The organism is Leisingera daeponensis DSM 23529, assembly GCF_000473145.1.
In the GTDB taxonomy this organism is placed as follows: Bacteria; Pseudomonadota; Alphaproteobacteria; order Rhodobacterales; family Rhodobacteraceae; genus Leisingera; species Leisingera daeponensis.
Map to the genome: position 1 here is coordinate 3091566 of NZ_KI421500.1, position 26468 is coordinate 3118033.

Annotated in this window: 26 protein-coding genes; 15 read left to right on the forward strand and 11 right to left on the reverse strand. The window is 65.4% G+C overall.

What is annotated here, in order from left to right; translation table 11 throughout:
• The first annotated feature begins 53 nt into the window (after positions 1-53).
• The 3 genes from DAEP_RS0115655 to DAEP_RS0115665 are packed head-to-tail and all read left to right on the forward strand — an operon-like array spanning position 54 to position 2094.
• Positions 54-803: an SDR family oxidoreductase gene (locus DAEP_RS0115655; protein ID WP_027245309.1), complete on the forward strand. Its 750-nt coding sequence runs from the start codon at positions 54-56 to the stop codon at positions 801-803.
• Positions 800-1411 (forward strand): enoyl-CoA hydratase/isomerase family protein, encoded by a 612-nt coding sequence (locus tag DAEP_RS0115660; RefSeq protein ID WP_027245310.1) that lies wholly within the window; start codon positions 800-802, stop codon positions 1409-1411. Before DAEP_RS0115655 ends, DAEP_RS0115660 begins: the two co-directional genes overlap by 4 nt.
• Positions 1408-2094 (forward strand): VOC family protein, encoded by a 687-nt coding sequence (locus tag DAEP_RS0115665; RefSeq protein ID WP_036761196.1) that lies wholly within the window; start codon positions 1408-1410, stop codon positions 2092-2094. Before DAEP_RS0115660 ends, DAEP_RS0115665 begins: the two co-directional genes overlap by 4 nt.
• Here DAEP_RS0115665 and DAEP_RS0115670 read toward each other — a convergent pair.
• Positions 2091-2384 (reverse strand): HNH endonuclease, encoded by a 294-nt coding sequence (locus tag DAEP_RS0115670; protein WP_027245312.1) that lies wholly within the window; start codon positions 2382-2384, stop codon positions 2091-2093. The two genes, DAEP_RS0115665 and DAEP_RS0115670, sit on opposite strands and share 4 nt — an antisense overlap.
• Positions 2385-2452: 68 nt before the next feature.
• Here DAEP_RS0115670 and DAEP_RS0115675 point away from each other — a divergent pair, with 68 nt between their 5' ends.
• Positions 2453-3652 carry a TIGR03862 family flavoprotein gene (locus DAEP_RS0115675; RefSeq protein WP_027245313.1) on the forward strand — a complete coding sequence of 400 codons (1200 nt, stop codon included), beginning with the start codon at positions 2453-2455 and terminating at the stop codon, positions 3650-3652.
• Here DAEP_RS0115675 and DAEP_RS0115680 read toward each other — a convergent pair.
• The 5 genes from DAEP_RS0115680 to DAEP_RS0115700 all read right to left on the reverse strand — a co-directional run bounded on the left by DAEP_RS0115680 (position 3625) and on the right by DAEP_RS0115700 (position 8957).
• Positions 3625-4215 (reverse strand): glutathione S-transferase family protein, encoded by a 591-nt coding sequence (locus tag DAEP_RS0115680; RefSeq protein ID WP_008557862.1) that lies wholly within the window; start codon positions 4213-4215, stop codon positions 3625-3627. The genes DAEP_RS0115675 and DAEP_RS0115680 overlap by 28 nt on opposite strands.
• Before the next feature lie 76 nt (positions 4216-4291).
• A complete protein-coding gene (holA, locus tag DAEP_RS0115685; RefSeq protein ID WP_027245314.1) occupies positions 4292-5320 on the reverse strand; it encodes a DNA polymerase III subunit delta in 1029 nt (342 codons plus the stop codon).
• Positions 5317-5832 (reverse strand): LPS assembly lipoprotein LptE, encoded by a 516-nt coding sequence (gene lptE / locus DAEP_RS0115690; RefSeq protein WP_027245315.1) that lies wholly within the window; start codon positions 5830-5832, stop codon positions 5317-5319. The genes holA and lptE overlap by 4 nt, the downstream gene beginning before the upstream one ends.
• The gene (leuS, locus tag DAEP_RS0115695) at positions 5819-8383 is read right to left on the reverse strand and encodes a leucine--tRNA ligase (RefSeq protein ID WP_027245316.1); all 2565 of its coding nucleotides are present in this window, start codon (positions 8381-8383) and stop codon (positions 5819-5821) included. Before leuS ends, lptE begins: the two co-directional genes overlap by 14 nt.
• A gap of 88 nt (positions 8384-8471) precedes the next feature.
• Positions 8472-8957 (reverse strand): DUF3576 domain-containing protein, encoded by a 486-nt coding sequence (locus tag DAEP_RS0115700; protein ID WP_008553872.1) that lies wholly within the window; start codon positions 8955-8957, stop codon positions 8472-8474.
• A 311-nt stretch (positions 8958-9268) separates the two neighbouring features.
• Here DAEP_RS0115700 and DAEP_RS0115705 point away from each other — a divergent pair, with 311 nt between their 5' ends.
• Both DAEP_RS0115705 and DAEP_RS0115710 read left to right on the forward strand, forming a co-directional pair.
• Positions 9269-10285: a porin gene (locus DAEP_RS0115705; RefSeq protein ID WP_027245317.1), complete on the forward strand. Its 1017-nt coding sequence runs from the start codon at positions 9269-9271 to the stop codon at positions 10283-10285.
• 124 nt (positions 10286-10409) lie between these two features.
• Positions 10410-11060, forward strand: coding sequence for a YggS family pyridoxal phosphate-dependent enzyme (locus DAEP_RS0115710; protein WP_027245318.1), 651 nt, complete (start codon positions 10410-10412; stop codon positions 11058-11060).
• Positions 11061-11117: 57 nt separating this feature from the next.
• Here DAEP_RS0115710 and DAEP_RS0115715 read toward each other — a convergent pair whose 3' ends face one another.
• Together DAEP_RS0115715 and ribA are read right to left on the reverse strand one after the other, a co-directional pair.
• Positions 11118-11627 carry a L,D-transpeptidase family protein gene (locus DAEP_RS0115715; RefSeq protein WP_027245319.1) on the reverse strand — a complete coding sequence of 170 codons (510 nt, stop codon included), beginning with the start codon at positions 11625-11627 and terminating at the stop codon, positions 11118-11120.
• Positions 11627-12715, reverse strand: coding sequence for a GTP cyclohydrolase II (gene ribA / locus DAEP_RS0115720; protein WP_008557077.1), 1089 nt, complete (start codon positions 12713-12715; stop codon positions 11627-11629). Before ribA ends, DAEP_RS0115715 begins: the two co-directional genes overlap by 1 nt.
• Positions 12716-12888: 173 nt before the next feature.
• On the opposite strand from ribA, the gene DAEP_RS0115725 reads away from it, so the two are divergent.
• The 5 genes from DAEP_RS0115725 to DAEP_RS0115745 all read left to right on the forward strand — a co-directional run bounded on the left by DAEP_RS0115725 (position 12889) and on the right by DAEP_RS0115745 (position 16742).
• Positions 12889-13575 carry a response regulator transcription factor gene (locus tag DAEP_RS0115725; RefSeq protein WP_027245320.1) on the forward strand — a complete coding sequence of 229 codons (687 nt, stop codon included), beginning with the start codon at positions 12889-12891 and terminating at the stop codon, positions 13573-13575.
• Positions 13576-13809: 234 nt separating this feature from the next.
• On the forward strand, positions 13810-14598 hold the full coding sequence (locus DAEP_RS0115730) for an exodeoxyribonuclease III (protein WP_027245321.1): 789 nt from the start codon (positions 13810-13812) through the stop codon (positions 14596-14598).
• A gap of 360 nt (positions 14599-14958) precedes the next feature.
• Entirely contained in the window at positions 14959-15885 is a 927-nt protein-coding gene (locus tag DAEP_RS0115735) for a thioredoxin family protein (protein WP_027245322.1), read from the forward strand.
• Positions 15886-15912: 27 nt separating this feature from the next.
• Complete coding sequence (locus tag DAEP_RS0115740) at positions 15913-16557, forward strand: LON peptidase substrate-binding domain-containing protein (RefSeq protein ID WP_008556701.1); 645 nt, start codon at positions 15913-15915, stop codon at positions 16555-16557.
• The gene (locus DAEP_RS0115745; RefSeq protein ID WP_008556932.1) at positions 16554-16742 is read left to right on the forward strand and encodes a Trm112 family protein; all 189 of its coding nucleotides are present in this window, start codon (positions 16554-16556) and stop codon (positions 16740-16742) included. The genes DAEP_RS0115740 and DAEP_RS0115745 overlap by 4 nt, the downstream gene beginning before the upstream one ends.
• Before the next feature lie 90 nt (positions 16743-16832).
• Here the strand turns inward: DAEP_RS0115745 and DAEP_RS0115750 are convergent, their stop codons facing one another.
• A complete protein-coding gene (locus DAEP_RS0115750) occupies positions 16833-18059 on the reverse strand; it encodes an FAD-dependent monooxygenase (RefSeq protein WP_027245323.1) in 1227 nt (408 codons plus the stop codon).
• Between the two features lie 111 nt (positions 18060-18170).
• Here DAEP_RS0115750 and DAEP_RS0115755 point away from each other — a divergent pair, with 111 nt between their 5' ends.
• From DAEP_RS0115755 to DAEP_RS0115770, 4 genes are all read left to right on the forward strand, one after another.
• On the forward strand, positions 18171-19502 hold the full coding sequence (locus DAEP_RS0115755) for an amidase (protein WP_027245324.1): 1332 nt from the start codon (positions 18171-18173) through the stop codon (positions 19500-19502).
• A 109-nt stretch (positions 19503-19611) separates the two neighbouring features.
• A complete protein-coding gene (locus DAEP_RS0115760) occupies positions 19612-20790 on the forward strand; it encodes an aminotransferase class I/II-fold pyridoxal phosphate-dependent enzyme (protein WP_027245325.1) in 1179 nt (392 codons plus the stop codon).
• A 113-nt stretch (positions 20791-20903) separates the two neighbouring features.
• Positions 20904-23948 carry a DNA translocase FtsK gene (locus DAEP_RS0115765; RefSeq protein WP_027245326.1) on the forward strand — a complete coding sequence of 1015 codons (3045 nt, stop codon included), beginning with the start codon at positions 20904-20906 and terminating at the stop codon, positions 23946-23948.
• 79 nt (positions 23949-24027) lie between these two features.
• A complete protein-coding gene (locus tag DAEP_RS0115770) occupies positions 24028-24612 on the forward strand; it encodes a LolA family protein (protein WP_027245327.1) in 585 nt (194 codons plus the stop codon).
• 242 nt (positions 24613-24854) lie between these two features.
• On the opposite strand, the gene DAEP_RS0115775 is transcribed toward DAEP_RS0115770, so the two are convergent.
• Positions 24855-25442: a transglycosylase SLT domain-containing protein gene (locus DAEP_RS0115775; RefSeq protein WP_027245328.1), complete on the reverse strand. Its 588-nt coding sequence runs from the start codon at positions 25440-25442 to the stop codon at positions 24855-24857.
• Positions 25443-25509: 67 nt separating this feature from the next.
• Positions 25510-26397 (reverse strand): AEC family transporter, encoded by an 888-nt coding sequence (locus tag DAEP_RS0115780; RefSeq protein ID WP_008556364.1) that lies wholly within the window; start codon positions 26395-26397, stop codon positions 25510-25512.
• Positions 26398-26468: the final 71 nt, after the last annotated feature.

Below are 26468 nucleotides of genomic sequence, written 5' to 3' on the forward strand. Positions count from 1 at the left end.
CTCCCCGTAACCGCTTTACCACTTGGGTCAGCAGCCACTTGGAGGGACAGCGGATGGATTTCAATGGAAAAACAGTTGTAATTACAGGGGCCAGCCGCGGCATCGGCGCGGATGCGGCCCGGGTGTTTGCCGCTGCCGGGGCCAATCTGGCCTTGCTGGCAAGGAGCGGCGAGGCGCTGCAGGAACTGGCGTCGGAAATCGGCGGCAACGTGCTGACCTTCGCCTGCGATGTGGCTGACTATGCCGCGGTGGCGGCGGCGCTGTCCGAGGCGCACCGGAAATTCGGCAGCCTGGATGTTCTGATCAATAATGCCGGCGTGATCGAACCGATCGCCAGGCTGGAGGCGGCGCAGCCCGAAGACTGGGGCAAGCTGATCGATATCAACGTCAAAGGCGTGTTCAACGGGATCCGGGCCGCGCTGCCGCTGATGAAGCCCGCGGGCGGCGGCACCATCATCACCGTCAGCTCCGGCGCGGCGCACCGCCCGCTGGAGGGCTGGAGCGCCTATTGCACCTCCAAGGCGGGGGCGGCGATGATGACCAGCGCGCTGGACCTGGAGGAGCGCGAAAACGGCATCCGCGCCATGGGCCTGTCGCCGGGCACGGTGGCAACCCGGATGCAGCGCGAGATCAAGGCCAGCGGCATCAACCCGGTGAGCGAGCTGGAGTGGGAAGACCATATCCCGCCGGAATGGCCCGCCCGGACGCTCTTGTGGATGTGCACGGCCGATGCGGACGATTATATCGGCGAGGAAGTCTCCCTGCGCGAAGACAGCATCCGCCAGCGGGTCGGCTTGGCATGATCGGGCTGGATATCGCGGACAGCGGCCTGTGGACCATCACCATCAACCGCCCGGACAAGGCCAATTCGCTGACCGGGTCGATGCTGACCGAGCTGGCAGAGATCGCCGAGCGTGCGCAGGAAGCGCGCGGGCTGATCCTGACCGGCACTGGCAAGGTTTTCAGCGCCGGCGCCGATCTGGACGAGGCACGGGCCGGACTGGCGACCTCTCCGGTGTGGGAGCGGCTGTCCAATGCGATGGCTGCTGTGCCCTGCCTGAAAGTGGCTGCGCTGAACGGCACCCTCGCAGGCGGCGCCAACGGCATGGTGCTGGCCTGCGATATCCGCATTGCCGTGCCGTCGGCCAAGGTCTTCTATCCGGTGATGAAGCTCGGCTATCTGCCGCAGCCCTCGGACGCGGGCCGGATGGCGGCGCTGATCGGGCCTGCGCGCACCAAGATGATCCTGGCGGCAGGGCAGAAGATCACCGCTCAGGAGGCCTATGATTACGGTCTCATCGACCGGATCGTGGAGCCGGACGCGCTGATGGCCACCGCGCACGAACTGCTGGCGCATTCGCTGGCGGCCATGCCGGAAACCGCCGCCGGGATTCTGAGGATGTGCCGGTGAAGCGGCTGTCCGGCGTTCAACTGCAGGTGCAGGATCCCGAACGGCTGGCCCGGTTCTATTCGGATGTGCTGGGCATGAATGCGCGCCGCGACAACGGCGGATGGCGCGCAGGCTATGCAGGGGCGGACGCCGATCTGGTCCTGCAGCCGGGCGGCCGCCCGGTTCCGCATTCACGGGAGGAGCGGTACTGGAAAATCGGCATCTGCCTGCCCGATCTGGACACCGCCTGCGAACAGCTGCGGCAGAAGGGGGTGGAAGTTTCTGCCCCGCACCAGTTCCGCGACATCGGCTATATGGCGCATCTGCACGATCCCGAAGGCTTTGCCATCGAGCTGCTCCAGCATGACTTCCAGGGCTGCCGGCCTGACGGGGCGGGCGATCCGGCGCTGCCGCTGGGCGGCGGGGCGCATCTGGGACAGATCACCTTGCGCACCGGCGACATTGCCGCCGAACTGGCGATGCGCGCGGACATGACGCTGCTGGCGGTTCAGGACGTGGCGGAGTTCGGCTTTGACCTGCATTTCCTGGCCTACACCGACGAAGCCCCGCCGGACCCCGATCTGCGGGCTGTGGCAAACCGGCCCTGGCTGTGGAAGCGGCCTTACACGACGCTGGAATTCCAGCACATTGCCGGGGCCGACCTGCGCGACAGCCCGGCGTTTCTGGGGCTGGAGATCACCTAGCGCTTGCGCCTCTTGCCGGGCACTCGGGAACGGAAGCCCGGCGGGCGTTTCTGCACCCAGACGATGAACTTGGCCAGCCGCGGGTGTGTTTTCAGCGCTTCCGGGGTGCTGTATTCGCGGGCCAGTTCTGCCTCGGTCAGCGTCGCGTGGATCTCGCGGTGGCAGATGTCATGCAGCAGCACGGTTGGCCCGCCCTTGCCTCCTTTCAGTTTTGGGATCAGATGGTGCAGGCTTTGCGGGGCGTCATCGGGGATGGGACGGCCGCAAAGCGGGCAGACCGGATCGGACATGTGCGGGCCTCTTGCGGTTTCGTGCGCTGAATAGACACGCTGGCGGCGGGCGCTGGCAAGGGGATGGCATGACGGAAACGTGGGACGCAGTGGTGATCGGCGCCGGGCCTGCAGGGCTGATGGCGGCAGAGGAGCTGGGCCGCGCCGGGCACCGGGTGCTGGTGATCGAGGCCAAGCCGTCGGTTGCGCGCAAGTTCCTGATGGCGGGCAAGTCCGGCCTGAACCTGACCAAGGATGAGCCGTATGAGCAGCTGATCACCCACTATGGGGGCGCAGCGGACTGGCTGGCCCCGATGATCCGCGCCTTTGATGCGCAGGCCGTGCAGGACTGGGCGCAGGGGCTGGGGAGCGCGTTGTTCACCGGATCGACGGGCCGGGTGTTTCCCACGGTGATGAAGGCCTCGCCGCTGCTGCGCGCCTGGCTGGCGCGGCTGGATGGGTACGGCGCTCAGATCCGCACCCGCTGGCGCTGGACCGGCTGGGACGGCGCTGCGCTTGCCTTTGAGACGCCGGAGGGCCCGCAGCGGATCGGGGCCGGGGCCGTGGTTCTGGCGCTGGGCGGTGCCAGCTGGGCTCGGCTTGGATCGGACGGGGCCTGGGTGCCGCATCTGCGTGAAAAGAGCGTAAAGATCGCGCCGTTCCAGCCGGCCAATGCGGGTGTGCTGGTGGAATGGTCCGCGCATATGAAGCCTCAGTTCGGCCAGCCGCTGAAGGGCATTGCCCTGCGCGCCGGCAGCCTCACGTCGCGCGGCGAAGCGGTCATTTCGGAGCGCGGCCTGGAGGGCGGCGGCGTTTATTCCGTCTGCGCGGCGGTCCGGGAGGGTGCGGTTCTGCAGATGGATCTGCTGCCGGACATGGATGCGGCGGAGATTGCCAGCCGCCTGTCCCGGCCGCGCGGCAAGGCGAGTTTTTCCAACCATTTGCGCAAGGTGCTGAAGCTGGGGACTGCGCGAACGGCGGTGTTGCAGGAATTCGGGCGACCGCTGCCGCAGGAGGCGAAGGCCCTGGCGCAGCTGATCAAGGCGCTGCCGGTGCAGCACGCAGGCCTGCGCCCGATGGATGAGGCGATTTCCACCGCAGGCGGCGTCTGCCGCGAGGCGTTGGAGGACACCCTGATGCTGAAACAGCTCCCCGGAACGTTCTGCGCCGGGGAGATGCTGGATTGGGAAGCGCCAACCGGCGGCTACCTTCTGACCGGATGCCTGGCGACCGGGCGCTGGGCGGGCCGGGCGGCGGCGGCTTACTTGGCGAGTGCGGCGACCCGCTGAAAGGCAGGGCGCTCCCGCATCCGCTTGCCGTAGTCCTGAATCTTCTCGCCCTCGACCGGGAACTTGGCGCTGCGCGCCCAGTTCAGGCAATGGGTGCAGATGATGTCGGCGATGGTGAAGTCCTCGCCCATCAGGAAGGGACCGGTCATCTTGTCCTCAAGCCGCGCCAGATTGTGGCCGAACTCCCATTTCAGGCTGCCTTTCACTTCCGGCACCCGCTGTTCCTCGGGCAGGATAAAGCTGTGGCGGGCCGCGGCCCACAGGACGGCATCGAACTCGTCCAGCAGCAGATGGGTGATCGCGTCCTGCTTGGCGCGGGCCACCGTCCCGGCGGGCGCTGTCAGCGCGCCGTGCTTGTCGGCCAGATAGGTGATGATGGCGGTCGAATCGGTGATGACCTCCCCCTCAGCCTGCAGCACCGGCACCTTGCCCGAGATATTCAGCGCCTGAACCTCCGGGCTGCGGGGGCCGTGCGGGTGGAGCTCATAAGGCTCGCCAAGCTCTTCAAGCGCCCAGAGCACCCGGAAGGTGCGGGTGAGCGGCATGCCGGTGACGGTATACATCATCTCTCTCCTGTTCATGTGCGGGTAAGATGCGCCGCCAGCGGAGGCGGATCAAGCGGGACCGTGCGCCGCCGGTTCAGCGGGCGCGGCCCAGCATTGCCAGCCGGATCAGCGCCCGTTCCATCAGCGCCAGCGCCGGGGCGGTCTGGCCGGCAGACCGCAAGGCCAGATCGGTATCGGTGATGATGGTCAGCGCGGTTTCCAGCCGGTTCGCGCCCCAGTTCTGCGCCTGCCGCAGCATCCGGTCGCGCCGCTTGCCATAGAGCGGCGGGCGCAACTGGCTGATGCCCTGGGCCGGGCCGCCGGGGGCGCCGGCAATGGTGTAGAGCGTGCGGAAATGCCGTGTCGCGCCGATGCACAGCGTGACCGCATTGGTGCCTTGCGCCTGCAGGCGGCGGATCAGCGGACCGATTTCGGCGCTGCGCCCCTCGGCCACCACGTTCAGCACATCATCCAGTGCGGCTTCGGTCGATTGCGGGGCGACGGCGCCGATATCCTCCAGCGACAGCGGGCTGCTGTCACCGTGCTTGTAAAGCGCCAGCTTCTCGATCATGCGGGAAAAGTCGCCGGGTCCGGTGTCGTTGGCTATATCTGTCAGCGCCGACATGCTGTCGCCGGGCACATCCCGGATGCCGGCCTCGCCCAGGATGCGCTCGATCTCGGCCCGCGAGGGCGGATCATCGTAGATGCCCGCGGCATAGGCGTTGCTGTGGCCCTCAAACGCCTTGCGCAGTTTGGAAGTGGCTTTCAGCTGGCCTGCGGTGACGACGATCTGGGCATCGCCCGGCTGCCATTCCTCCAATGCTGCGACGATGGCGGGCGTAGCCGTGTCGTTGGCGCCCTCGACAAAGACCGCCCGGACGCCGGGAAAGAACCCGACTGCCTTGACCGCATCCAAAAGCTGTGCCGGATCCTTGCGCAGGTCTGCGCCGGGCAGGCGGCTCAGCCGCATCTCTTCCTCGGCGCCGGGGCCAAGCAGGGCGGCCAGCACCTGCTGCCGCTTGAGCGACACCCGCATGGCGTCGGCGCCATAGATCAGGATGCCGGTCTTGCCCGGATCGGGCTTGGCGAAATAACCGTCGGCCTCGCGCGGGGAGAGCTTCATTCTGCCGGAGCGGAAAGATCCGCAGTTGCCAGGATCTGCGCCGTGATCTGGTCCGCCAAAATCACCATCAGCCGCTCACGCGCGTCGCGCTCGCCCGCCAGCGTTTCCACGGTGGAGCCGGTCGCGGAATAGCCGGTGAAGTTCCGCACGGTTCCGCTGGAGACGATATTGCCAGCTGACAATTCCGTTAGGGAATAGTTAACCGTTCCGATCACCGAATAGCGGGTGATCTCATTTCCGGCGGTGATTGCCTGCCCTTCTTCCTGGGTGCTGATCGTCAGATCCAGCTTGTAGTCCGGGCTGCCGCCGCGGCCCAGCCGCTGTTCCAGGTTCTGCACCAGGAAATAGGCATCAGTGCCGGTGGCGCCTGTAATCTCCTCGGGCGCCTGAACCGCGATCCGCCCATGCAGCGCGGACCCGGTGCCGCCGGGAGCGTACACCGGGGTAAAGCCGCAGGCCGCTGCCACCAGGGGCAGGGCCAGCAGCAGGGTTCTGCGGTTAAGCAACGACATTCACGATCCGGCCCGGCACTACGATCACCTTCTTCGGAGCGCTGCCATTCAGCGCCTTCTGCACAGCTTCATGCGCAAGGGCCAGTTTTTCAACCTCTGCCTTGTCCAGATCCTTGGCGACCTCGATCTCGCCGCGGCGCTTGCCGTTGATCTGGATCGGCAGGGTGACGGTGTCCTCGACCAGCATCGCGTCGTCCGCAACCGGCCAGGGTGCGGTGGCGCACAGGCCTTCGCCGCCCTGGTGGTTCCAGATGTCCTCCGCCAGGTGCGGGGTCATCGGGGACATCAGCTGGGCCAGCGTCATGATGGCCTGGCGCTGCACCTTATAGCCCGCCTTGGATTTCGACAGCGTTCCGGTGAAGGCGTAGAGCTTGGCAATCGCGGCGTTGAAGCCGAAGGAATCGATGCCCAGCGTCACGTCGCGGATGCACTTATGCATCTCGCGCAGCAACTCCTCGTCGCCTTCGCCGGGCGCCTCGCGGTCCATCTCGCCGATCCGGTCGCACAGGTTCCAGACCCGGTTCAGGTGCTTGTGCGCGGCTTCGGCACCGGAAGCGGTCCATTCCACGTCCCGCTCGGGCGGCGAATCGGACAGCACGAACCAGCGCGCGGTGTCGGCGCCGAAGGACGAGATGATGTGCAGCGGGTCCACCACGTTGTTCTTGGACTTCGACATCTTGGCGGAGGGGATGATTTCCACCTCGGTGCCGTCCTTGAGGAAGCCCTTGCCGTCCTTCAGTTCCACTTCCTCGGGGTAGTGGTAGACCGGGCGGTGGTTGTCGCCGGTGGTCTTGTAGATCGCGTGGGTCACCATGCCCTGAGTGAACAGCGCGTCAAACGGCTCCTTCGATTTCTCCGGCAGGTGGCCGCAGATGTGCATCGCGCGGGCAAAGAAGCGCGAATACAGCAGGTGCAGAATCGCGTGCTCGATGCCGCCGATGTACTGGTCGACGTTCATCCAGTATTCGGCCTCGGCCATATCGGTCGGGGTTTCGGCGCGCGGGGCGGTGAAGCGGGCGAAATACCAGGACGAGTCCACGAAGGTGTCCATGGTGTCGGTTTCGCGCTGGGCCGGCTTGCCGCAGGACGGGCAGGCGCAGTCGCGCCAGGTCGGGTGGCGGTCCAGCGGGTTGCCCGGCACCGAGAAGTCGATCGGCTTGCCGCCCTCATCGTAGGGCAGCGCGATCGGCAGGTTCTCTTTCTTCTCCGGCACCACGCCGCAGTCTTCGCAGTGGACCACAGGGATCGGGCAGCCCCAGTAGCGCTGGCGGGACAGCCCCCAGTCGCGCAGGCGGTACTTGGTGACGCCCTGGCCCCAGCCGGCCTTCTCCGCAAAGCCGACGGTGGCGTTGATCGCGTCCTCGCCGGTGGCCTCGGTCAGCCCGGCAAAGTGGTTGACCCAGCGGACCTTTTCGGACTTCGGCGGCACCAGGGCCTCGTTTGCGACCGGTGCGTCCTCGTCCAGTGCAAAGAAGGCGTTGGTGACCGGCAGGTCATACTTGCGGCAGAAGTCCAGATCGCGCTGGTCATGCGCCGGGCAGGCAAAGATCGCGCCGGTGCCGTAATCCATCAGGATGAAGTTGGCGATCCAGACCGGCAGTTCCCATTCCGGGTTCAGCGGATGCTTCACACGGATGCCGGTGTCATAGCCCAGCTTCTCGGCGGTTTCGATGGCTTCTTCGGTGGTGCCGCCCTTGCGGCACTCGGCGACAAACGCCGCGGCCTCTTCCGATTCGGCCTCCAGCGCCTTGGCGACCGGGTGGTCGGGCGAGATGCCGACGAACGACGCGCCCATCAGCGTGTCGGGGCGGGTGGTATAGACCTCAATCGGCGCGCCGCCGTCGGTGCGCTCAAACGAGAACTGCAGGCCGCGCGACTTGCCGATCCAGTTTTCCTGCATCAGGCGCACCTTGGCGGGCCAGTTCTCCAGGGTGTCCAGCGCCGACAGCAGTTCTTCGGAGAAATCGGAGATCTTGAAGAACCACTGGGTCAGCTCGCGCCGCTCCACCAGCGCGCCGGAGCGCCAGCCGCGGCCGTTCTCGACCTGCTCGTTGGCGAGCACGGTCATGTCGATGGGGTCCCAGTTCACCACCGCGTTCTTGCGGTAGACCAGCCCTTTTTCCAGGAAGTCGAGGAACAGCGCCTGCTGCTGGCCATAATATTCCGGATCGCAGGTCGCGAACATGCGGGACCAATCCAGCGACAGGCCCAGCGGCTTCATCTGTTCGACCATCGTGTCGATGTTGGAGTAGGTCCAGTCCTTGGGGTGCCCGCCAGAGGCCATCGCGGCGTTTTCGGCCGGCATTCCAAAGGCGTCAAACCCCATTGGATGCAGAACGTTATGGCCGGTCGACAGCTTGTAGCGCGCGATCACGTCGCCCATCGTGTAGTTGCGCACGTGGCCCATGTGCAGCTTCCCCGACGGATAGGGGAACATCTCCAGCACATAATACTTGGGCTTGCCGCCGGTACGCTTGGCCTGGAAAATTCCGGCCTCGTCCCAGGCTTTCTGCCATCGTGCTTCGATTTCAGGAGCTATGTAACGCGGCATCAGAGCGGTCCTTTGCATGAAAACGCCGGGCAGGGGGCCCGGCGCATCTGATAATGGGGTTTGGCAGGTGATTCCAGTGCGCAGCGGGTCAGAGTTTCTTGTCCGCGATCCGTAGCTGGCGCGCGCGGGAAAGAATCGCGTCTTCGACCGCCCGGGTGGTGCTGGCGCTGACCGGGCCGCCCTTGGACTGCAGCGCCACATTCAGGGAACGCGCGTCCAGCGCCGGATCCTTGATATGGATGGTCGCCCGGTAAGAGCGGCCGCCGCCCGGCGGGGTGCCGTAGCCGGTGACAATCACACCGGTGAAAGGATCGACCGACTGAACCGGCAGGAACGACAGCACATCCAGGCTGGCGGTCCACAGGTAGCGGTTCACCTGAACGGTCTGATCCGGCTTGGCATTCAGGAAGTCAAAGACCGAGGACTTGGTCGCGGCGCCCTGAATCTCTTCCTTGTGGCTGATTGTCCGGGCCGTGCTGGCCGGCGCGTCGCCGCCTCTGTTGCCGCCGCACGCCGCGAGGCTGAGACAGATCGCGCCAACCAAAGTTACCCGCAGGGTCTTTCCGTATTCCATAACCGCTCCCGGAGCCATTTTCTGCGCGAACACCTAACGCAAGCCAAGCCGGCGGAGCAAGGGCTTTGGCTTCTATAGTGAGGGTGTAGTGCTGCGCCGCCGGGTGTTTCCGCCGGAACCCGGGGCTTATCCGGCGCTACAGCGCGCCGGGGGCGGGCAGACTGTGGCAAAGCTGCACCATCCAGCCCCGCATCGTTTCCCCTGACTTTCCGAAGACTTGCCAAAACGGGGGCGAAAGAGCGAAACCCCTTGGCATACCCACGCCGGATTCCCCGGTTTGGGCTGAGGAATAGAAAACCGAGGGAAAAACTATGAAAAAGGTTCTCTTCGCGACTACCGCGCTGATCGCCACCGCAGGCATGGCCGCGGCAGAAGTCAAAATCTCCGGCTACGGCCGTTTCGGCCTGGACTGGAACGAAGCAAACGACGTTACCGGCAACCTGGACAACACCGATGCAACCAACATCACCAGCCGTTTCCGTCTGACCTTTGACGCGTCGACCGAAACCGACGGTGGCGTGACCGTTGGCGGCCGTATCCGCGCACAGGCAGAAAACCGTGACGGCGCTCAGGGCGCAGCTAACTGGTCCAGCCCGCAGTTCCACGTCGCATACGGCGGTCTGCGTGTGAACGTCGGCAACATCTGGGGCGCGATCGACTCCGCACCGGGCCTGTACCTGAACACCACCTCGGTTGGCACCGGCATCGACGGCATGGGCTTCAACTCCCTGGCCATCAAAGGCGCTGGCTTTGACACCTTCACCTCCGCTGGCGTTGGCCGTGGCGGCATCGAAGCCATCTACTCCGCTGGCGGCTTCACCGGCCACGTCTCCTACTCGAAGCAGAACGGCACCGCAGGCACCTCCACCGACGCAAACGGTGAAGAGCGTACCGCGATCATGCTGAACTACGCCTTCGGCGACTACTTCGTGACCGGTGCTTACCAGGCGTCCGACAACGGCCCGCTGATCACCAAAGGCGGCGTTGCAGTTAATGCAAACGACGACATCATGTTCTTCGCCGCTGGCGCAGACTTTGGTCAGTTCGGCGCAACCCTGCAGTACGCTGAAACCGAGCGCGCAGACAGCGTGACCCTGGCAGGCGAAGCCGAAATCGGCGCAGCCTCGACCCTGATCGGCTGGGTGAACTCCGCTGACATCGACGACACCGTTCTGGCCGCAGACCAGAGCGTCAACGACGGCACCTCCTTCGGCATCAACTACGAGTATGACCTGGGTGGCGGCGTGACCTTTGTTGCTGGCTACGTGAACACCGCAGCCGACGACAACGACAACTCCGTTCAGGCAGGTCTGCACTTCAGCTTCTAAGCTGAAGCACGCCTAGCGTGACTTTCGGGGCGGGTTCCTTCGGGGGCCCGCCCCTTTCTTTTGGCTCTTAACATTGGCGGCCAAACAGTGTTTTTTGCGGCCAAACAGAGATGAGGCCGGACCCATGCCGCTAGACGAGATCAAATCCAGGATTGCCAAGGCCGAAGCAAACGCAGGCCGCGCGCCGGGCAACGTAAAGCTGATCGCGGTCTCCAAGGTGCAGCCGAATGAGCGGGTTGAAGCGGTGCTGGAAGAAGGCCACCGCTGTTTTGGCGAGAACAAGGTGCAGGAGGCCGCAGGCAAATGGCCTGCCTTTGCCGAGCGCTTCGACGGGATCGACCTGCACCTGATCGGCCCTTTGCAAACCAACAAGGCGCGCCAGGCGATGGAGCTGTTTGACAGCATTCATTCGGTCGACCGCCCGAAACTGGCCAACACCCTGGCCCGGCTGGCGCAGGAATTGGGCACATGCCCGGACCTGTTCATTCAGGTGAACACCGGCGAAGAGGAGCAGAAGGCAGGCGTGATGCCGGCGGATGCGGATGCTTTCATCGCCGAATGCCGCGCGCTGGATCTGCCGGTCAAGGGGCTGATGTGCATCCCGCCGGTGGATGAGGAGCCGAGCCTGCATTTCGCGCTGCTGGCCAAGATTGCCAAACGCAACGGCCTGCAGGGCCTGTCGATGGGCATGAGCGGCGATTTTGAGACTGCCATTGCGCTTGGCGCGACCCATGTCCGGGTCGGCTCTGCCATCTTCGGTGCCCGGACTTACTGAGGCGCAAAAATTTTGTGAAAACTTCTGCGAAGACTTATTAGACAAGTCTTGGGTGCGTCAGGCGCGGCCCAAGGGCGGCACGATGAGCCGGGTGCCCGGCTGGAGGCGGGCGGCCAGCCAGTGAAGGTTGGCCCGGGAAAAGGCGATGCAGCCTTCGGTGGGAAACCCCGGACGCCGCCATTGGTGCAGGAAGATGGCTGAGCCTTTGCCGGGCACGGCGTCCGGCCAGTTCCAATCCGTGACCAGGATCAGATCATACAGCGGATCCACCCGGCGCAGCTTTTCGTGGCTGAACGCATAAGGCGCCCGCACATGGCGGTTGTAGGCGCTGTGGCCTGCATCATCCGACCACAGATCGCCTGGGCCGATCGGCTCTGCCCACGGAGCGGGCCGGGGAAGCCGGTCCGGGCGGTAGAGCATTCCCGCAATCCGGTGAATGCCGATGGGCGTGGCGCCATCGCCTTCGCGTTTGGCGCGGGACAACCCGCCTTTGCCAATGGTGCAGGGCAGAATCCGGCCCAGGAATCGCACACCGCGCGGGGTCAGGACCAGATCTGCCGGGGACATTACAGCATGTGCCCGGATTTGCGGGCCTTGGTGGCCAGGTAATGCTGGTTGTGGGCGTTTTCACCGACTTGCAGGGCCACCCGCTCCGCGACGTGGATGCCGGTTTTTTCCATCATTGCGATCTTGTTCGGGTTGTTGGTCAGCAACCGCACTTGGGAAAACCCCATCTTCTGCAGAATGGCGGCCCCCAGGCGGAAATCGCGCTCATCATCTTCAAAGCCGAGCCGGTGGTTGGCCTCCACCGTGTCAAAGCCCTGATCCTGCAAGGAATAGGCCCGCATCTTATTGGCAAGCCCGATGCCCCGGCCCTCCTGATTGAGGTACAGCAGCACGCCTGCGCCTTCTTCGCCCATCTGCGCCAGCGCGCCGCGCAGCTGCGGGCCGCAATCGCATTTGAGCGAGCCCAGCACATCGCCGGTGAAGCAGGCCGAATGCAGCCGCGCCAGCACCGGTTTGGAACGGTCGGGACGGCCGATTTCGACGGCGTAATGCTCCTCGGCGCCATCCTCGGGCCGGAAGATGTGCAGGCGCCCGGCTTCGGCGGCGTCCATCGGCAGGCGGGCCGCAGCCACCGGATGCAGGGGCGAGCTTTCGCTGAGCAGCGGTGCCGCGGCAGTCCGGGACAGGGTGGTCAGCCCGTGACCGGCGGCAAATTCAGCCGCCCCGCTGAGCGGCACCAGGGCCGCGGCCGGCAGCAGGCGCGCGGATTTCACCAGCGCAATCGCCAGCCGGTGCAGGTCCGCGCTGCCGCCGCGCTGGCTCGACAGCGGGCCTTTCATCGGTGTGTTCAGGTCGTCCGCCGGGTCTGCCAGCGCCTGGATCCAATGCAGCCCCTCGGATGCGGGAACGGCAACACGCGCAATATCCTCGTCGTAAACCCGGGCTTTCAGCGTATCCGCCCGGCGCGCGGTCAGCGCCAGCGACAACTCCCCCAGCGCCCGCATGTCTGCCAGGCGTGCCTCTGTCAGCGATTCGACAGCAATCGCCAGCGCCGCTTCCTCGCCGTTTACCAGCACCACCGGCAGCCCCATGCGCAGATCGACCCGGGCGCGGGCCAGCAGTTCGATCATCGTGGGCATCAGGCTCATGCGGGGTATCCGGTGTTATTCTGTAACAAAGGCTCGCCGTCTTTACGCCCAAATGCAACGGATGTGAAACAATTTCCATGTCATGGACACGTCGGCGTGAGAGTTTTGCAGCAAATCTTGCCGCGGGCGCAAGGGATGCGCATTTGTGGTTTCACGAACAGGAGGGTGAGCCGATGGCGCAACTGAAGAAAATTCTGCTGGTTGATGACGACGAGGACCTGCGCGAAGCCTTGAGCGAGCAGCTGGTGATGACCGAGGACTTCGATGTCTTCGAGGCTGAGAACGGCCAAAGCGCGATGGAGCGCGCCAAGGAAGCCCTTTATGACCTTATCATTCTGGATGTCGGCCTGCCGGACACCGACGGGCGGGAGCTGTGCCGCCTGATGCGCAAGCAGGGGGTGAAGTCGCCGATCCTGATGCTGACCGGCCATGACAGCGATGCCGATACTATCCTGGGGCTGGATGCCGGCGCCAACGACTATGTCTCCAAGCCGTTCAAGTTCCCGGTGCTTCTGGCCCGCATCCGCGCCCAGCTGCGCCAGCATGAGCAGTCGGAGGATGCGGTCTTTGCGCTGGGGCCTTACACGTTCAAGCCTGCGATGAAACTGCTGATCACTGAGGATGACCGCAAGATCCGGCTGACGGAGAAAGAGACCAATATCCTCAAGTTCCTCTACCGCTCCAGCGACGGGGTGGTGCCGCGCGATGTGCTGCTGCATGAGGTCTGGGGCTACAATGCGGGTGTCACCACCCACACGCTGGAAACCCATATCTACCGGCTGCGGCAGAAAATCGAGCCCGATCCGTCGAATGCGCGCCTGCTGGTGACGGAATCAGGCGGATACCGGCTGGTTGCCTGAGACACGCGTTGAGCCAGATCAAAGAAGACACTAGAGTTCATCTTTAGACTGTATTCGATCCCGCGCATATCCGGGTTACGATATGCACCTCCCTGTTGGACTTGGCCGGGCCTTCTGCCCGGCCTTTTTTTTGGAACCGGGCCGCACCGGGCCTTTGCGCAATTCCTCTCTGGCCCTTCCTGGCCGGGGCGGGCAGTATCGCGCCCGAACCCGGATTTCATGATGAGGCGCGCGATGCCATTTACCCTTGCCACCTGGAACATCAACTCGGTCCGCCTGCGCGAGCCGATTGTGCAGAAGCTTTTGCAGGAAGAAGGGCCGGATGTGCTGTGCCTGCAGGAGTGCAAAAGCCCGGTGGAGAAGATCCCGGTGGAGGGGTTTGCGGCGCTCGGCTACCGCCACATGATTGCGCGCGGGCAGAAGGGGTATAACGGCGTTGCAATCCTGTCGCGGCTGCCGATCGAGGATGCCGGGGAGCAGGACTTTGCCGCCCTTGGCCATGCCAGGCATGTGGCCGGCCGGCTGGAGAACGGGGTGGTGATCCACAACTTCTATGTGCCGGCGGGCGGCGACGTGCCGGACCGGGAGGTGAATGAAAAGTTCGGCCAGAAGCTGGACTACCTGACAGCCATGCGCGACTGGTTCCATGCGGACAAGCCGGAGAAATCCATTCTCGTAGGCGACCTGAACATCGCGCCGCGCGAGGATGACGTCTGGGATCACAAGAAGCTGCTGAAGGTGGTGAGCCACACGCCCGTGGAGGTCGAGCATCTGGCCGACACCCAGGAGGCGGGCGGCTGGATCGACATCACCCGCCGCGATATCCCCGGGGGCAAGCTCTACAGCTGGTGGTCTTACCGCGCGCGCGACTGGGATGCGGCGGACAAGGGGCGGCGGCTGGATCATGTCTGGGCGACACCGGATATTGCCGGGGCGGGCCATTCCAGCCGCATCCTGCGCGATGCCCGCGGCTGGGAAAAACCCAGCGACCACGCGCCGGTGTTTGCAACCTTCGATCTGTGACAGCGGGCGGGGCGGGGGCTCCCGCCTGATCCGGGTCCTCCGCTGAATGACCCTTCTCCGTTGGGCCGCACGCCGCGCGGCAGCGCGGCGTGCGGCCCAACGCCGCCAGGGGGCTGGCGCAGCCAGGGCCAGCCAGCGGGGGCGGGAGCGCGCGGTCGGGATCATCAGCGGCAGCCCCGCGATGCGGCTGTAATGCCCCGGGGATTTGCATGCCGGTTGCGGGCGGCATCATCCGGGCGCATCAGCCGTTCCGATGCGGCACGGAGGTCAGACCGGGGCCGTGCCGTGACCAACTCCTCTCTTGGTTTCCGGCGCTTAGGATTCCATATAGGGGGGAAGTTCCAAGCGGAGAACAAACTTATGAGCGACTTTTTTGGCAGCGCCGCACCAGCGGGCGATCTGATCAAGGACGTGACCGAAGCCACCTTTATGCAGGACGTGGTCGACGCGTCGATGCAGGCTCCGGTGATCGTGGATTTCTGGGCCCCCTGGTGCGGTCCTTGTAAAACCCTGGGTCCGATGCTGGAGGCGGCCGTCACCAAGGCCAAGGGCGCCGTCACCATGGCCAAGATCAACGTCGATGAGAACCAGCGCCTGGCGCAGGCGCTGGCGCAGCAGGGGCTGCCGCTGCAATCCATCCCGACCGTTGTCGCCTTTGTGCAGGGCCGCCCGGTCGACATGTTCCAGGGCGCCTTGCCGGCGTCGGAAATCGACGCTTTCCTGAAGAACGTGATCGAGGCCGCGGGCGGCACCGCCGACGGCGGGCTTGGCGAAGCGCTGGAGGCCGCGGAACAGATGCTGGCCGAAGGCGCGGTTGCGGATGCGGCCCAGACCTTTGCCGCCATCCTGGGCGAGGACGACAAGTGCGCCGCCGCCTATGGCGGGCTGGCGCGGGCCCATATAGCCCTGGGCGAATTGGATCAGGCCGAAGCGGTGCTGAACGGCGCGCCGGCGGACATCGCCTCCGCGGCGGAAATCGAAGCGGCCTTTGCGCAGATCGAGCTTGCCCGCCAGGCGGAAAATGCCGGTCCGGTGACAGAGCTGCGGGCCGCTGTGGACGCAAACCCCGGCGATCACCAGGCCCGATTCGACCTGGCGCAGGCCCTGCATGCAACCGGCGACACCGAGGCGGCCGTTGCTGAACTGCTGGAGCTGTTCCGCCGCGACCGGGACTGGAATGACGGGGCCGCCAAGACGCAGCTCTTCACCATCTTCGATGCGCTCAAGCCGAACGACCCGGTGGTTCTGAACGGACGGCGCAAGCTGAGCTCGATGATATTTGCCTAAAATCGGGGCAGCACTACACTCTGTCCTATGATCCAGCCTGCCGATCTGCCGGACACCATTGCCGTGTTTCCCTTGCCCGGGGCGCTTTTGCTGCCCCGCTCACGCCTGCCGCTGCACATCTTTGAGCCGCGGTATCTGCAAATGCTTGAAGACACGCTGAAAACGCGGCAGCGGCTGATCGGCATGGTACAGCCTTGCCCGGGGCCGAACGGGCAGGGCGAAGACCTGCATGCGATCGGCTGCGCCGGGCGGGTCACCCAGTTCTCCGAAACCGAAGACGGCCGGTACCTGGTCACGCTGTCTGGCGTGTCCCGGTTCCGCGTCACCCGCGAGTCCGGCGGGTTTGCGCCGTACCGGCGCTGTGATGTCAGCTGGGCAGGATTTGAGCGCGACCTGGGCCGGACCGAGGCGGATGCGGCGCTCGACCGCCCCTCGTTCCTGAACCTGCTGGAGCGGTTCTTTACCGCCCGCAGCCTGTCGACTGACTGGGAGGCGCTGAAAGAGGCTGAAGATGAGCTGCTGATCAATTCCCTGGCGATGCTGCTGGAGTTCGACCCCGAGGACAAACAGGCCTTGCTCGAGGCGCCCTGCCTTGCGACAAGGCGGGAAACGCTTGTCACTTTGATCGAATTCGCCCTGCGCGGCGGCTCTCAGGAGGAAACCCTGCAATGACGGAACCACAGGTGCCGGCCTTTGACCGGCGGATGCTGGAAGCGCTGGTCTGTCCGCTGACCCAGACCGTGCTGGACTATGATGCCCAGGCACAGGAGTTGATTTCGCGCGCGGCCAATCTTGCCTTCCCGATCCGCAATGGCATCCCTGTGATGCTGGTGGATGAGGCGCGCGAGCTGGACTAAGCCCGGTCCCAGCACTGAAGGGGCCGGGCAGCCGCGGCCCTGCGCGCCAGCGCGGTGCCGCTCCCGCCGGCTTCCTGTGCGGGACGCCGCCTAGATCGCCTGGCCTTTCAGCAGCCGGGGCAGGTCGCCGGTCAGCCCTGCCGCTTCGCGCACGAAATTGCGGCGCAGCCCCGGGATCGCGCCGGCCACGCCCATGCCGATGTCCCGGCCCAGCCGCAGCAGCGGGTTGTCGTTGGAGAACAGCCGGTTGAACACATCCGTGGCCGCCACCAGCGAGGCGGTGTCAAAGCGGCGCCATTGCTGGTAACGCGCCATCACCAGCGGCGAGCCGATATCTTCACCCCGCCGGGTGGCTTCGGTGATCACTTCGGCCAGTGCTCCGACATCGCGCAGGCCGGCGTTCAGGCCTTGGCCGGCAATCGGGTGCATCCCGTGTGCGGCGTCACCAACCAGGGCCATGCGCTTGCCAATGAAGCTGTTGGCGATGGTCAGGTTCAGCGGGTAGGTGAAGCGCTTGCCAGCCAGGGAAATCTCCCCCAGGAAATCGCCGAACCGGGGGCGTAAAGCCTGGATATATTCCGCGTCATCCAGGGCGTGAATGGCGCAGGCGGTCTCCGTCCGCTCGCTCCAAACGATGGAGGACCGGTTGCCCGGCAGCGGCAGGATTGCCAGCGGCCCGGGCGGCATGAAGAACTGATGCGCGATGCCGTGGTGCGGTTTTTCGTGGTCGATCGCGCAAACCAGCGCGGTCTGGCCGTAATCCCAGCCGGTGCGCTTGATGCCCGCCCGCCGGGCGGTGCCGCTGCGGCGCCCGTCGGAGCCGACCAGAATCTGGCCGCGCAGCTCTCCGCCGTCGTCCAGGGTCACTGTCACGCCGGTCTGGTCCGGAGCCTGTGCGGTCACGGTCCTGCCGGACACGAGCGTGATCTGCGGCTGGTCTTCCATCGCCTGCAGGAAGGCGCGGCGCAGGAAGCGGTCCTCGACCATGTATCCCATCGGGCCTTCTTCCAACTCGGCATGGTCGAAATGGATGAAGAAAGGTGAGGGGCCGTGGCCAGCGTGCCCGTCCGTCACCTTGATTTCCAGCATCGGTTGCGCGTTGTCCCCGACATGCTGCCAGACGCCGGTCTGCTGCAGCAGCCGCTGCGAGGCGAGCGCCAGCGCGTAGCCGCGGCCGTCGAACCCGTCATCGGCCAGTTTGTCCGGGGTCAGCGAGTCGACCACGGTAACGCTGTGGCCGGTCTGAGCCAGGGCCAGGGCCAGCGCCGGGCCATTCAGCCCGCCGCCCACGATCAGGATATCGGACGCATTTTTCATGCCCCGCAATATGCGCCTGCTGGCGGGATTGTCCATGCAGGAAGCGCGGGATTGTGCCTGCGTCCTGCTGCCGCTACCGTCACCCGCAACTGCTTACGGGGAGACGGGCTTATGCAAGACTGGCTGACGATGACGGCCGCCGATCTGGGACGCGGGATTGAGGCGGGTGAAATCGGCCCGGTGGCGCTGACCCGCTGCTATCTGGACGCCATTGACGCCCACCCCCTGACAGACCGGATCTACACGCAGGTGACCCGTGACCGGGCGCTGGCGGAAGCGGAAGCGGCTGAGCAGCGCGCTGGTCTGGGCCTGCGCCGGTCTCCGCTGGACGGGGTTCCGGTCAGCTGGAAGGATTTGTTCGACAGCGCAGGCACCGCGACCGAATCCGGCTCTGACCTGCTGAAAGGCCGGGTGCCGGATCAGGACGCGGCGGTGCTGAGCAACGCAACCCTCATGGGCACGGTCTGCCTGGGGAAAACCCATATGAGCGAGCTGGCCTTTTCCGGCCTGGGCTTCAACCCGGTCAAGCAAACACCGCCCTGCGTGAATGACCAGGGCGCAGCGCCGGGCGGGTCGTCCTCCGGTGCCGCGGCATCGGTGGCCTTTGGCCTGGCGGCGGCTGGCATCGGCTCTGACACCGGCGGGTCGGTGCGCATCCCTGCTGCCTGGAACGATCTGGTGGGGCTCAAGACCACGTCGGGCCGGATCACCCTGGAGGGCGTGGTGCCGCTGTGCCTGAAGTTCGACACCGTCGGCCCGCTGGCCCGCTCGGTGGAGGATGCCGGACTGCTGCTGGGCGTCCTGGAAGGCACTGCGGGGCCCGATCTGCGCAAACCCGCGGCTCTGAAAGGGCGCCGCTTTGCCGACCTGCAGAATGTCGTGCAGGATGACCTCGACCCGAAAATCGCGGCGGCCTACCGGGAAACTCTGGCAAAGCTGAAGGAGGCCGGCGCGCTGATCGTGCCGCTGGAAGTGCCGGAGCTGGAGGAGGCGATGGGCCTCAGCCCGGTTCTTTACACCACCGAAGCCTATGGGCTGTGGAAAGACGTGATCGAGGCCGCGCCGCAGCTGATGTATGCGGAAATCCTGGAGCGTTTCCGCACCGGCGCACAGTTCAGCGGTCCGGATTACGTGGCGGCCTGGGCCAAGCTGGAACAGTGCCGCATGGCCTGGGATCAGGCCGTGGCAGGGTTTGACGCAGTGCTCAGCCCGGCCTCACCGAATTTGCCGCCCAACCTGGAGCGGCTGCAAAGCGACCATGACTATTACGTGCAGTCCAACCTGCTGGCTCTGCGCAACACGCGGGTCGGCAACCTCATGGGCGTTTGCGCGCTGTCGCTGCCCACAGGCACGCCCAGTTGCGGGCTGCAAGTGCTGGGACAGCCGGACTGCGAGGAGGCGCTGCTGCGCACCGGCGCCGCGATCGAGGCCGCCTTGGCCTGAAAGACACATTCGGCCCATCGGCCGCATCACCGGGTGGACGCACCCGCCCGCCATCTGTAACCTGAGGCGCAAACGGGGCGCCAATGATCCCGTGACCGAGGCACAAGACATGGATTTTCCTGAGCGGTTTTCGAACCTGCCAGCCTATGCGTTTCCGCGCCTGAGGGCGCTTCTGGACCATCACACTCCCGGCGGGGATGTGGTGCATATGACCATTGGCGAGCCGAAACATGCGTTCCCGGCCTGGGTCTCTGATGTCATCGCCGAGAATGCGGCCGGGTTTAACCAGTATCCGGACAACGACGGCACGCCGGAACTGCGCGGCGCCATCGCCGATTGGATCAGCCGCCGCTATGGCGTGACCGCGAACCCGGAAACGCAGATCATGGCGCTGAACGGCACCCGCGAGGGGCTGTATAACGCCGCGATGGCGCTGTGCCCGGAGCAGAAGAACGGCAAGACGCCCGTCGTGCTGATCCCGAACCCGTTTTACCAGGTCTATATGGTGGCGACGATCTCCGTCGGCGCAGAGCCTGTTTTCGTGCCCGCGACCGCGGCCACCGGCCATCTGCCGGACTACGAAAACCTGCCCGAGGATGTGCTGAACCGCACCGCGGTGGCCTATATCTGCTCACCCGCCAACCCGCAGGGCGCTGTGGCGTCGCGCGATTACTGGACCCGGCTGATTCAGCTGGCCGAAAAATACGATTTCCGCATCTTCGCGGACGAATGCTATTCCGAAATCTACCGCGACGAGGCCCCCGCGGGGGCGCTGACTGCCGCGCAGGAACTGGGCGCCGATCCGGAACGGGTGGTGCTGTTCAACTCACTGTCTAAACGGTCGAACCTGCCGGGCCTGCGCTCCGGGCTGATTGCAGGCGGGGCGGAGACCATCAAGCGGGTGAAGCAGTTGCGCGCCTATTCCGGGGCTCCGCTGCCGGGGCCCTTGCAAGCTGCTGCGGCCAGGGTCTGGGCGGACGAGGCGCATGTGGCGGAGAACCGGGCGCTTTATCAGGAAAAATACAAGATCGCCGATGAGGTGTTCGACGGTCTCAACGGCTATATGGCGCCTGAAGCAGGCTTCTTTCTGTGGCTTCCGGTGGACGACGGCGAAAAGGCCGCGCTGAAGCTGTGGACGGAAACCGGCGTGCGGGTGCTGCCCGGTGCCTATCTGGCGCAGGGCGAACCTGGGCAGAACCCGGGCGAGAGCTACATCAGGGTGGCGCTTGTCGCCCCCGCCGAGGACACCCGCAAGGCGCTGAGCACGCTGCGCGGCTGTCTTTACTGAACACCGCTGCGCGGCGCCTGCCGGGGCCGCACAGCCAAGACCAATAAACGACAGGCGCGTGACCCTGCGGTGAACAGCGGGGCACAGGCACAAGAAACGGAACTGAGGTAGGCATGGCATTTCAAACCCGCAGCCGCGATCCGCTGCTCGACAGCAACATGCAGGCGGCCATTGAAAAGCGCGGCAAGGAACTGATCGGGATAGCCCTGATTCTGGGGGGGCTGATGGTTGCGGCCATGCTCGGCTCCTACACGCCGGAGGATCCGAACTGGACCGTGTCCACCGACGCGCCGGTGCAGAACTGGCTGGGCCGGCCGGGGGCCTCTGTCTCCTTCATTCTGATCACCCTGTTCGGCAAGGCGAGCTGGGCGCTGCCGCTGTTCCTGTCCACCTGGGGGCTGCGCTTTGTGCTGCACCGGGGCGAGGACCGGGTGGTCTGGCCGCTGCTGTTGTCGGTGCCGTGGCTGCTGGTTGTGGCGCTGCATATGGAAACCCTCAATGCAAGCTCCGCCTGGCAGCAGAATTACGATTTCGGCCTCGGCGGCATGGTCGGCTATACCTTCCTGGGCGCGCTTCTGGCGCTGCTGCCGGTCAGCCTGCATTTCATGGTCAAGATCATGTCGCTGCTGAGCGCGGCAGGTATGCTGGCGCTGGGCTGCGCCGTGCTCGGCTTCACCTGGCCCGAGGTGAAGAAGGGCCTGCACAAGGTCACGGTCGGGCTGATCCTGGGCTATGGCGCGGTTGCCGCGCTGCTGGGCCGCGGGGCCTCCAGCGGGCTGCAGGCCGCGATGACCTACCGCAAGGACCGGGCCGGGCGCGCGCATTCCGCTGCGGATGATGCCGCCGCCTATGACGGCGCGGACCAAGACCCCGAGATGTTCGAGGATTACCCCGAGGATCCCTATGGCGATTACATCGCCGAGGCTGCCCCGGCCGCGCCGGAAGCCCCGGCCAAGGGCGGGCTGCTGTCCCGCGTTCCGTCGCTGATACGCCGCGCCGCGCCTGCGCCGGCCGCCGCAAATGCCTATGCGGCGGCGCTGGAGGAAACCGATGGCGCAGAAGTTTTGGCAGACGGCGAGGCTGGCGAGGACCGGATTTCCCAGAAGATCGCCAACGCCGTCCGCATCCGCCGCGCCGCCAACGTGCCGCCGGAACACGACCCGAACCTGCCCCTGACCAAAGGCCGCGGCACGCGCCCTGCGCCGCTGATCTTCAACCCGGCAGCCGCCCCGGGCGGTCTGCCGCCGGAGCCGCCGCTGACCGCAGCGATGGTCCCGGTGCCGCCGCTGCCGGAAGAGCCGGTCCTGGCCTGGCAGGCGCCGGAAGACGACGCCGCGTTCCCCGAAGCCCCGATTGCAGATCTGCATGATGATACCGATGACGCGGACTTTGCCGCTGAGTCCGGGATGCTGACCCCGGACCACGTGCCGTTTGAGGCGCTGCCGGACCAAGCCGCGTCTGCTGTGCCGCCCGCGCCCGCCCCGGAAAAGCCAAAGACGGCAGGACCGCGCCTGACGGTCGATCTGCCGGTGGCAGAGCCGCGCAAGGCTGTCGTGGAACAGCCGGTGCGCAAGACCGTGCAGCCCTCGGCGCGCGCCAAGGCGGAGGCCCAGCCCAATCTGGCCTTTGACGACAGCGGCAGCGATTTCGAGCTGCCGCCGCTGAGCCTGCTGACCAACCCGGTCGGCATCGAGCGCCACCATCTCAGCGATGAGGCGCTGGAAGAAAACGCCCGGATGCTGGAAACGGTGCTGGACGATTATGGCGTCAAGGGCGAGATCGTCTCGGTCCGCCCCGGCCCGGTGGTGACAATGTACGAGCTGGAGCCGGCCCCGGGCCTCAAGGCCTCCCGCGTGATCGGCCTGGCAGATGACATCGCGCGCTCGATGTCGGCGTTGTCGGCGCGGGTTTCAACGGTGCCGGGCCGCACCGTGATCGGCATCGAACTGCCGAACGAGAAGCGCGAGAAAGTGGTGCTGCGCGAAATCCTGTCGTCCCGCGACTTCGGCGACGGCAACCATGCGCTGCCGCTGGCGCTGGGCAAGGATATCGGCGGCGACGCCATGGTCGCAAATCTCGCCAAGATGCCCCACCTGCTGATCGCGGGCACCACCGGCTCCGGCAAGTCGGTGGCGATCAACACCATGATCCTGTCGCTGCTGTACAAGCTGACCCCGGATGAATGCCGCCTGATCATGATCGACCCCAAGATGCTGGAACTGTCGGTCTATGACGGTATCCCGCATCTGCTGTCGCCCGTTGTGACCGACCCGAAGAAGGCGGTTGTGGCCCTGAAATGGGTGGTGGGCGAGATGGAAGACCGCTACCGCAAGATGTCCAAGATGGGCGTGCGCAACATCGCGGGCTACAATGGCCGGGTGAAGGATGCACTGGCCAAGGGCGAGATGTTCTCGCGCACGGTGCAGACCGGATTTGATGACGACACCGGCGAGCCGGTGTTCGAGACCGAGCAATTCGCCCCCGAGGCGCTGCCCTATATCGTTGTCATCGTCGACGAGATGGCCGACCTGATGATGGTCGCGGGCAAGGAGATCGAAGCCTGCATCCAGCGTCTGGCGCAGATGGCGCGGGCGAGCGGGATCCACCTGATCATGGCGACCCAGCGTCCCTCGGTCGATGTGATCACCGGTACCATCAAGGCCAACTTCCCGACCCGGATTTCCTTCCAGGTGACCTCCAAGATCGACAGCCGGACCATCCTGGGCGAAATGGGCGCCGAGCAGCTCCTGGGCATGGGCGACATGCTCTATATGGCGGGCGGCGCCAAGATCACCCGCTGCCACGGGCCCTTCGTGTCGGACGAGGAAGTCGAGGAGGTGGTCAACCACCTCAAGCAGTTCGGACCGCCGGACTATGTCGGAAGCGTGCTGGACGGCCCGGATGACGACAAGGCCGACAATATCGACGCGGTGCTCGGGCTGAATACCGGCGGCAACACCGACACCGAGGACGCGCTCTATGACACGGCGGTTGCCATCGTGATCAAGGACCGCAAGTGCTCGACCTCTTACATCCAGCGCAAGCTGGCAATCGGCTACAACAAGGCGGCGCGGCTGGTGGAGCAGATGGAGGAAGAGGGCGTCGTCTCCTCCGCGAACCATGTCGGCAAGCGGGAAATTCTGGTTCCCGAACAGTAAGCTGACAAAAATCTGCCGATGCCGGATTCGCGAGGGTCCGGCATCTTCACATCTGCAATGCCGCACCTATGTTGGACTCATGAAACGGATTGCACTTGCCATTGCGCTGACCCTCGCCGCGCCGGCGTCCTGGGCGGCAGAGAAATTGAGCCTGAACGAGATTTCCCGTTATCTGAACGGGATCTCCACGGCGTCATCCCCCTTTACCCAAATCAACGATGACGGCAGCCTGTCGACCGGCAAGCTGTACATGCACCGGCCGGGCCGGATGCGGTTTGAATATGACGGCAAGGGCGGCGGCACGGTTGTGGCCGGCGGCGGGGCGGTGGTGATCCACGACCCCAAGTCGAACCAGCCGCCAGAGACCTATCCGCTGAAACGGACGCCGCTGTCGATCATCCTCGACCGCCGGGTGGACTTGGGCCGCGCCAATATGGTGGTGGGGCACAGCTTTGACGGCACCTCGACCATCGTGCGGGCGCAGGATCCGGAGCACCCGGATTACGGCAGTATCGAGATGATGTTCACCGGTGATCCGGTGGAACTGCGCAAATGGGTGATCCATGACAGCGCAGGCGGCAAGACGACCGTGATCCTGGGCGCGATGAAAACCGGCCAGAAGCTGTCCTCCAGCCTGTTTACCACCAGCGGCAGATCCCGATAAGGCACGATCCTCAGCGCAACAGCGGCTCCCGCGCCCGCGGCTGCTCCGGCTTTGCCGGAACCGCCTGGCGGCCTTGGGCCTGGCGCCGGGCTGGCGCCCGGCGCGCCACCGCGTTTTTCCGGCTGTAACGGGGCAATCTGCACGGCAGCGCACCGCGCTTCAGCGCGGTGCCCGGCCCAACGGCTGAGAGGCTTTCGCCAGAAAGCCTCCGAAGCGGGCGGGAGTGCCCCGCCTGATGTGCCTCAGCGGAACTTGCGGCAGGTGGCGAGCTGTGCCTGATAGGTCTGGGCACGGGTCTCCACCTGTCCGGCAACGCGCATCAGCCAGGACTTGGAGCGGTAGCTGCCGCGGGCATAGCCGTAGTGGCCTTCGTGATAGGCCAGGTACTGGTTGCGCGCGTCATACAGCGGGATGCCGTTTTTCTCGTAGCTCTTGCGCATGTACCAGCCCATGAAATCGGTGGCATCGCTGATGCGGTCGCGCTTGGCCCGGCGGCGTCCGGTGTCGCGGCGGTAATCGTCCCAGGTGCCGTCCAGGGCCTGGCTGTAGCCATAGGCGCTGGATTGCCGCCCGACCGGGATCACGCCCAGCAGGAACTGGTGCGGTGTGCGGGCATCGCCGCGGAACCCGCTCTCGTGATAGATGGTGGCCATCTGCACATGCACCGGCACGCCCCAGCGGCGCTGGGTGGCGCGGAATGCTTTCAGGTATTCAGGACGCTGCTGGATGATGCTGCACGCGTTGTCCAGGTCGCGCGGCGGCGCTTTGTGCCCCCCTCCGCATGACGCAACCGCCATCAGGAGAACAAGGGCGCTCAGGAATCTGCTCATTGCCTCAGCCCATTTTTGTATTGGCTATGTTTTCGGCAACTCTAGCGGATTGCGGCGGGTGTGAAAATCAAATTTCCAGCACCTGGCTCAGCAACAGCGGCAGCAGCAGCGCCGACATCAGGGTCGAGACCACAACAAGACCCGCCACGGCGCTGGAATCGGCTTCGAATTTCTCCGCCAGCAGATAGGCGGTGACGGCGACCGGGGTGGCCAGTTGCAGGATCAGCACGCCAGAAGCAGCCGGGTCCAGACCGAAAGCCGCCGCCAGCCCCCAGCCTGCGGCGGCGCTCACCAGAAACTTCACCAGCGACAGCGCAACCGCCTTGCCGGTTTCCCCCGGTGTCAGCCGGGCGACTGCGGTGCCCAGCGTAATCAGCATCAGCGGCACCGCCATCTGCCCGGCCAGCTCCAGCGCGTTGGTCAGAAAGCGCGGCGTGTGCCAGTCCTGCCACAGAAACAGCGCCCCCAGCAGCGTGGCCCAGACCATCGGCTCCCGGATGGCCTTGCTGCCCGCGCTGTGCCCGGCCACCAGGTAGATGCCATAGGTGAAGGACAGGACGGCAGACACCGCAAGCATGACGACGGCATAGCCAAGCCCGGCCTCGCCAAAGGCAAACATCGCCAGCGGGATGCCCAGGTTGCCGGTGTTACCGAAGATGAACGGCGCCAGATAGGTCCGCCGCTCCAGCCCGCTGAAGCGGCAAAGGATTTCACCCGCCGCCGCCATCACCGCATGGCCTGCCAGCGCGGCCAGCACAAAAGTCCCCAGCGCGCCCTTGTCCAGGCTGGTGTTCATCAGCGCGGTGAAGATCAGGCAGGGCACCGCCAGCGTCATCGCCAGCCGGGTGACAAACTGGGTCCGGAACTCAAACCCGAGCTTTACCCAGACGAACCCGGCAGAGGCGAGGAGGAACACCGGAGCGGTGATTTCGAGCACTGTCAAAGCCAGGTTCACAATCTGTTTCCCCGAAAATTTGCGTCAAGAGTTGGACAATTGCTGCGCGCGCGCGCTATTTACAAAGAACG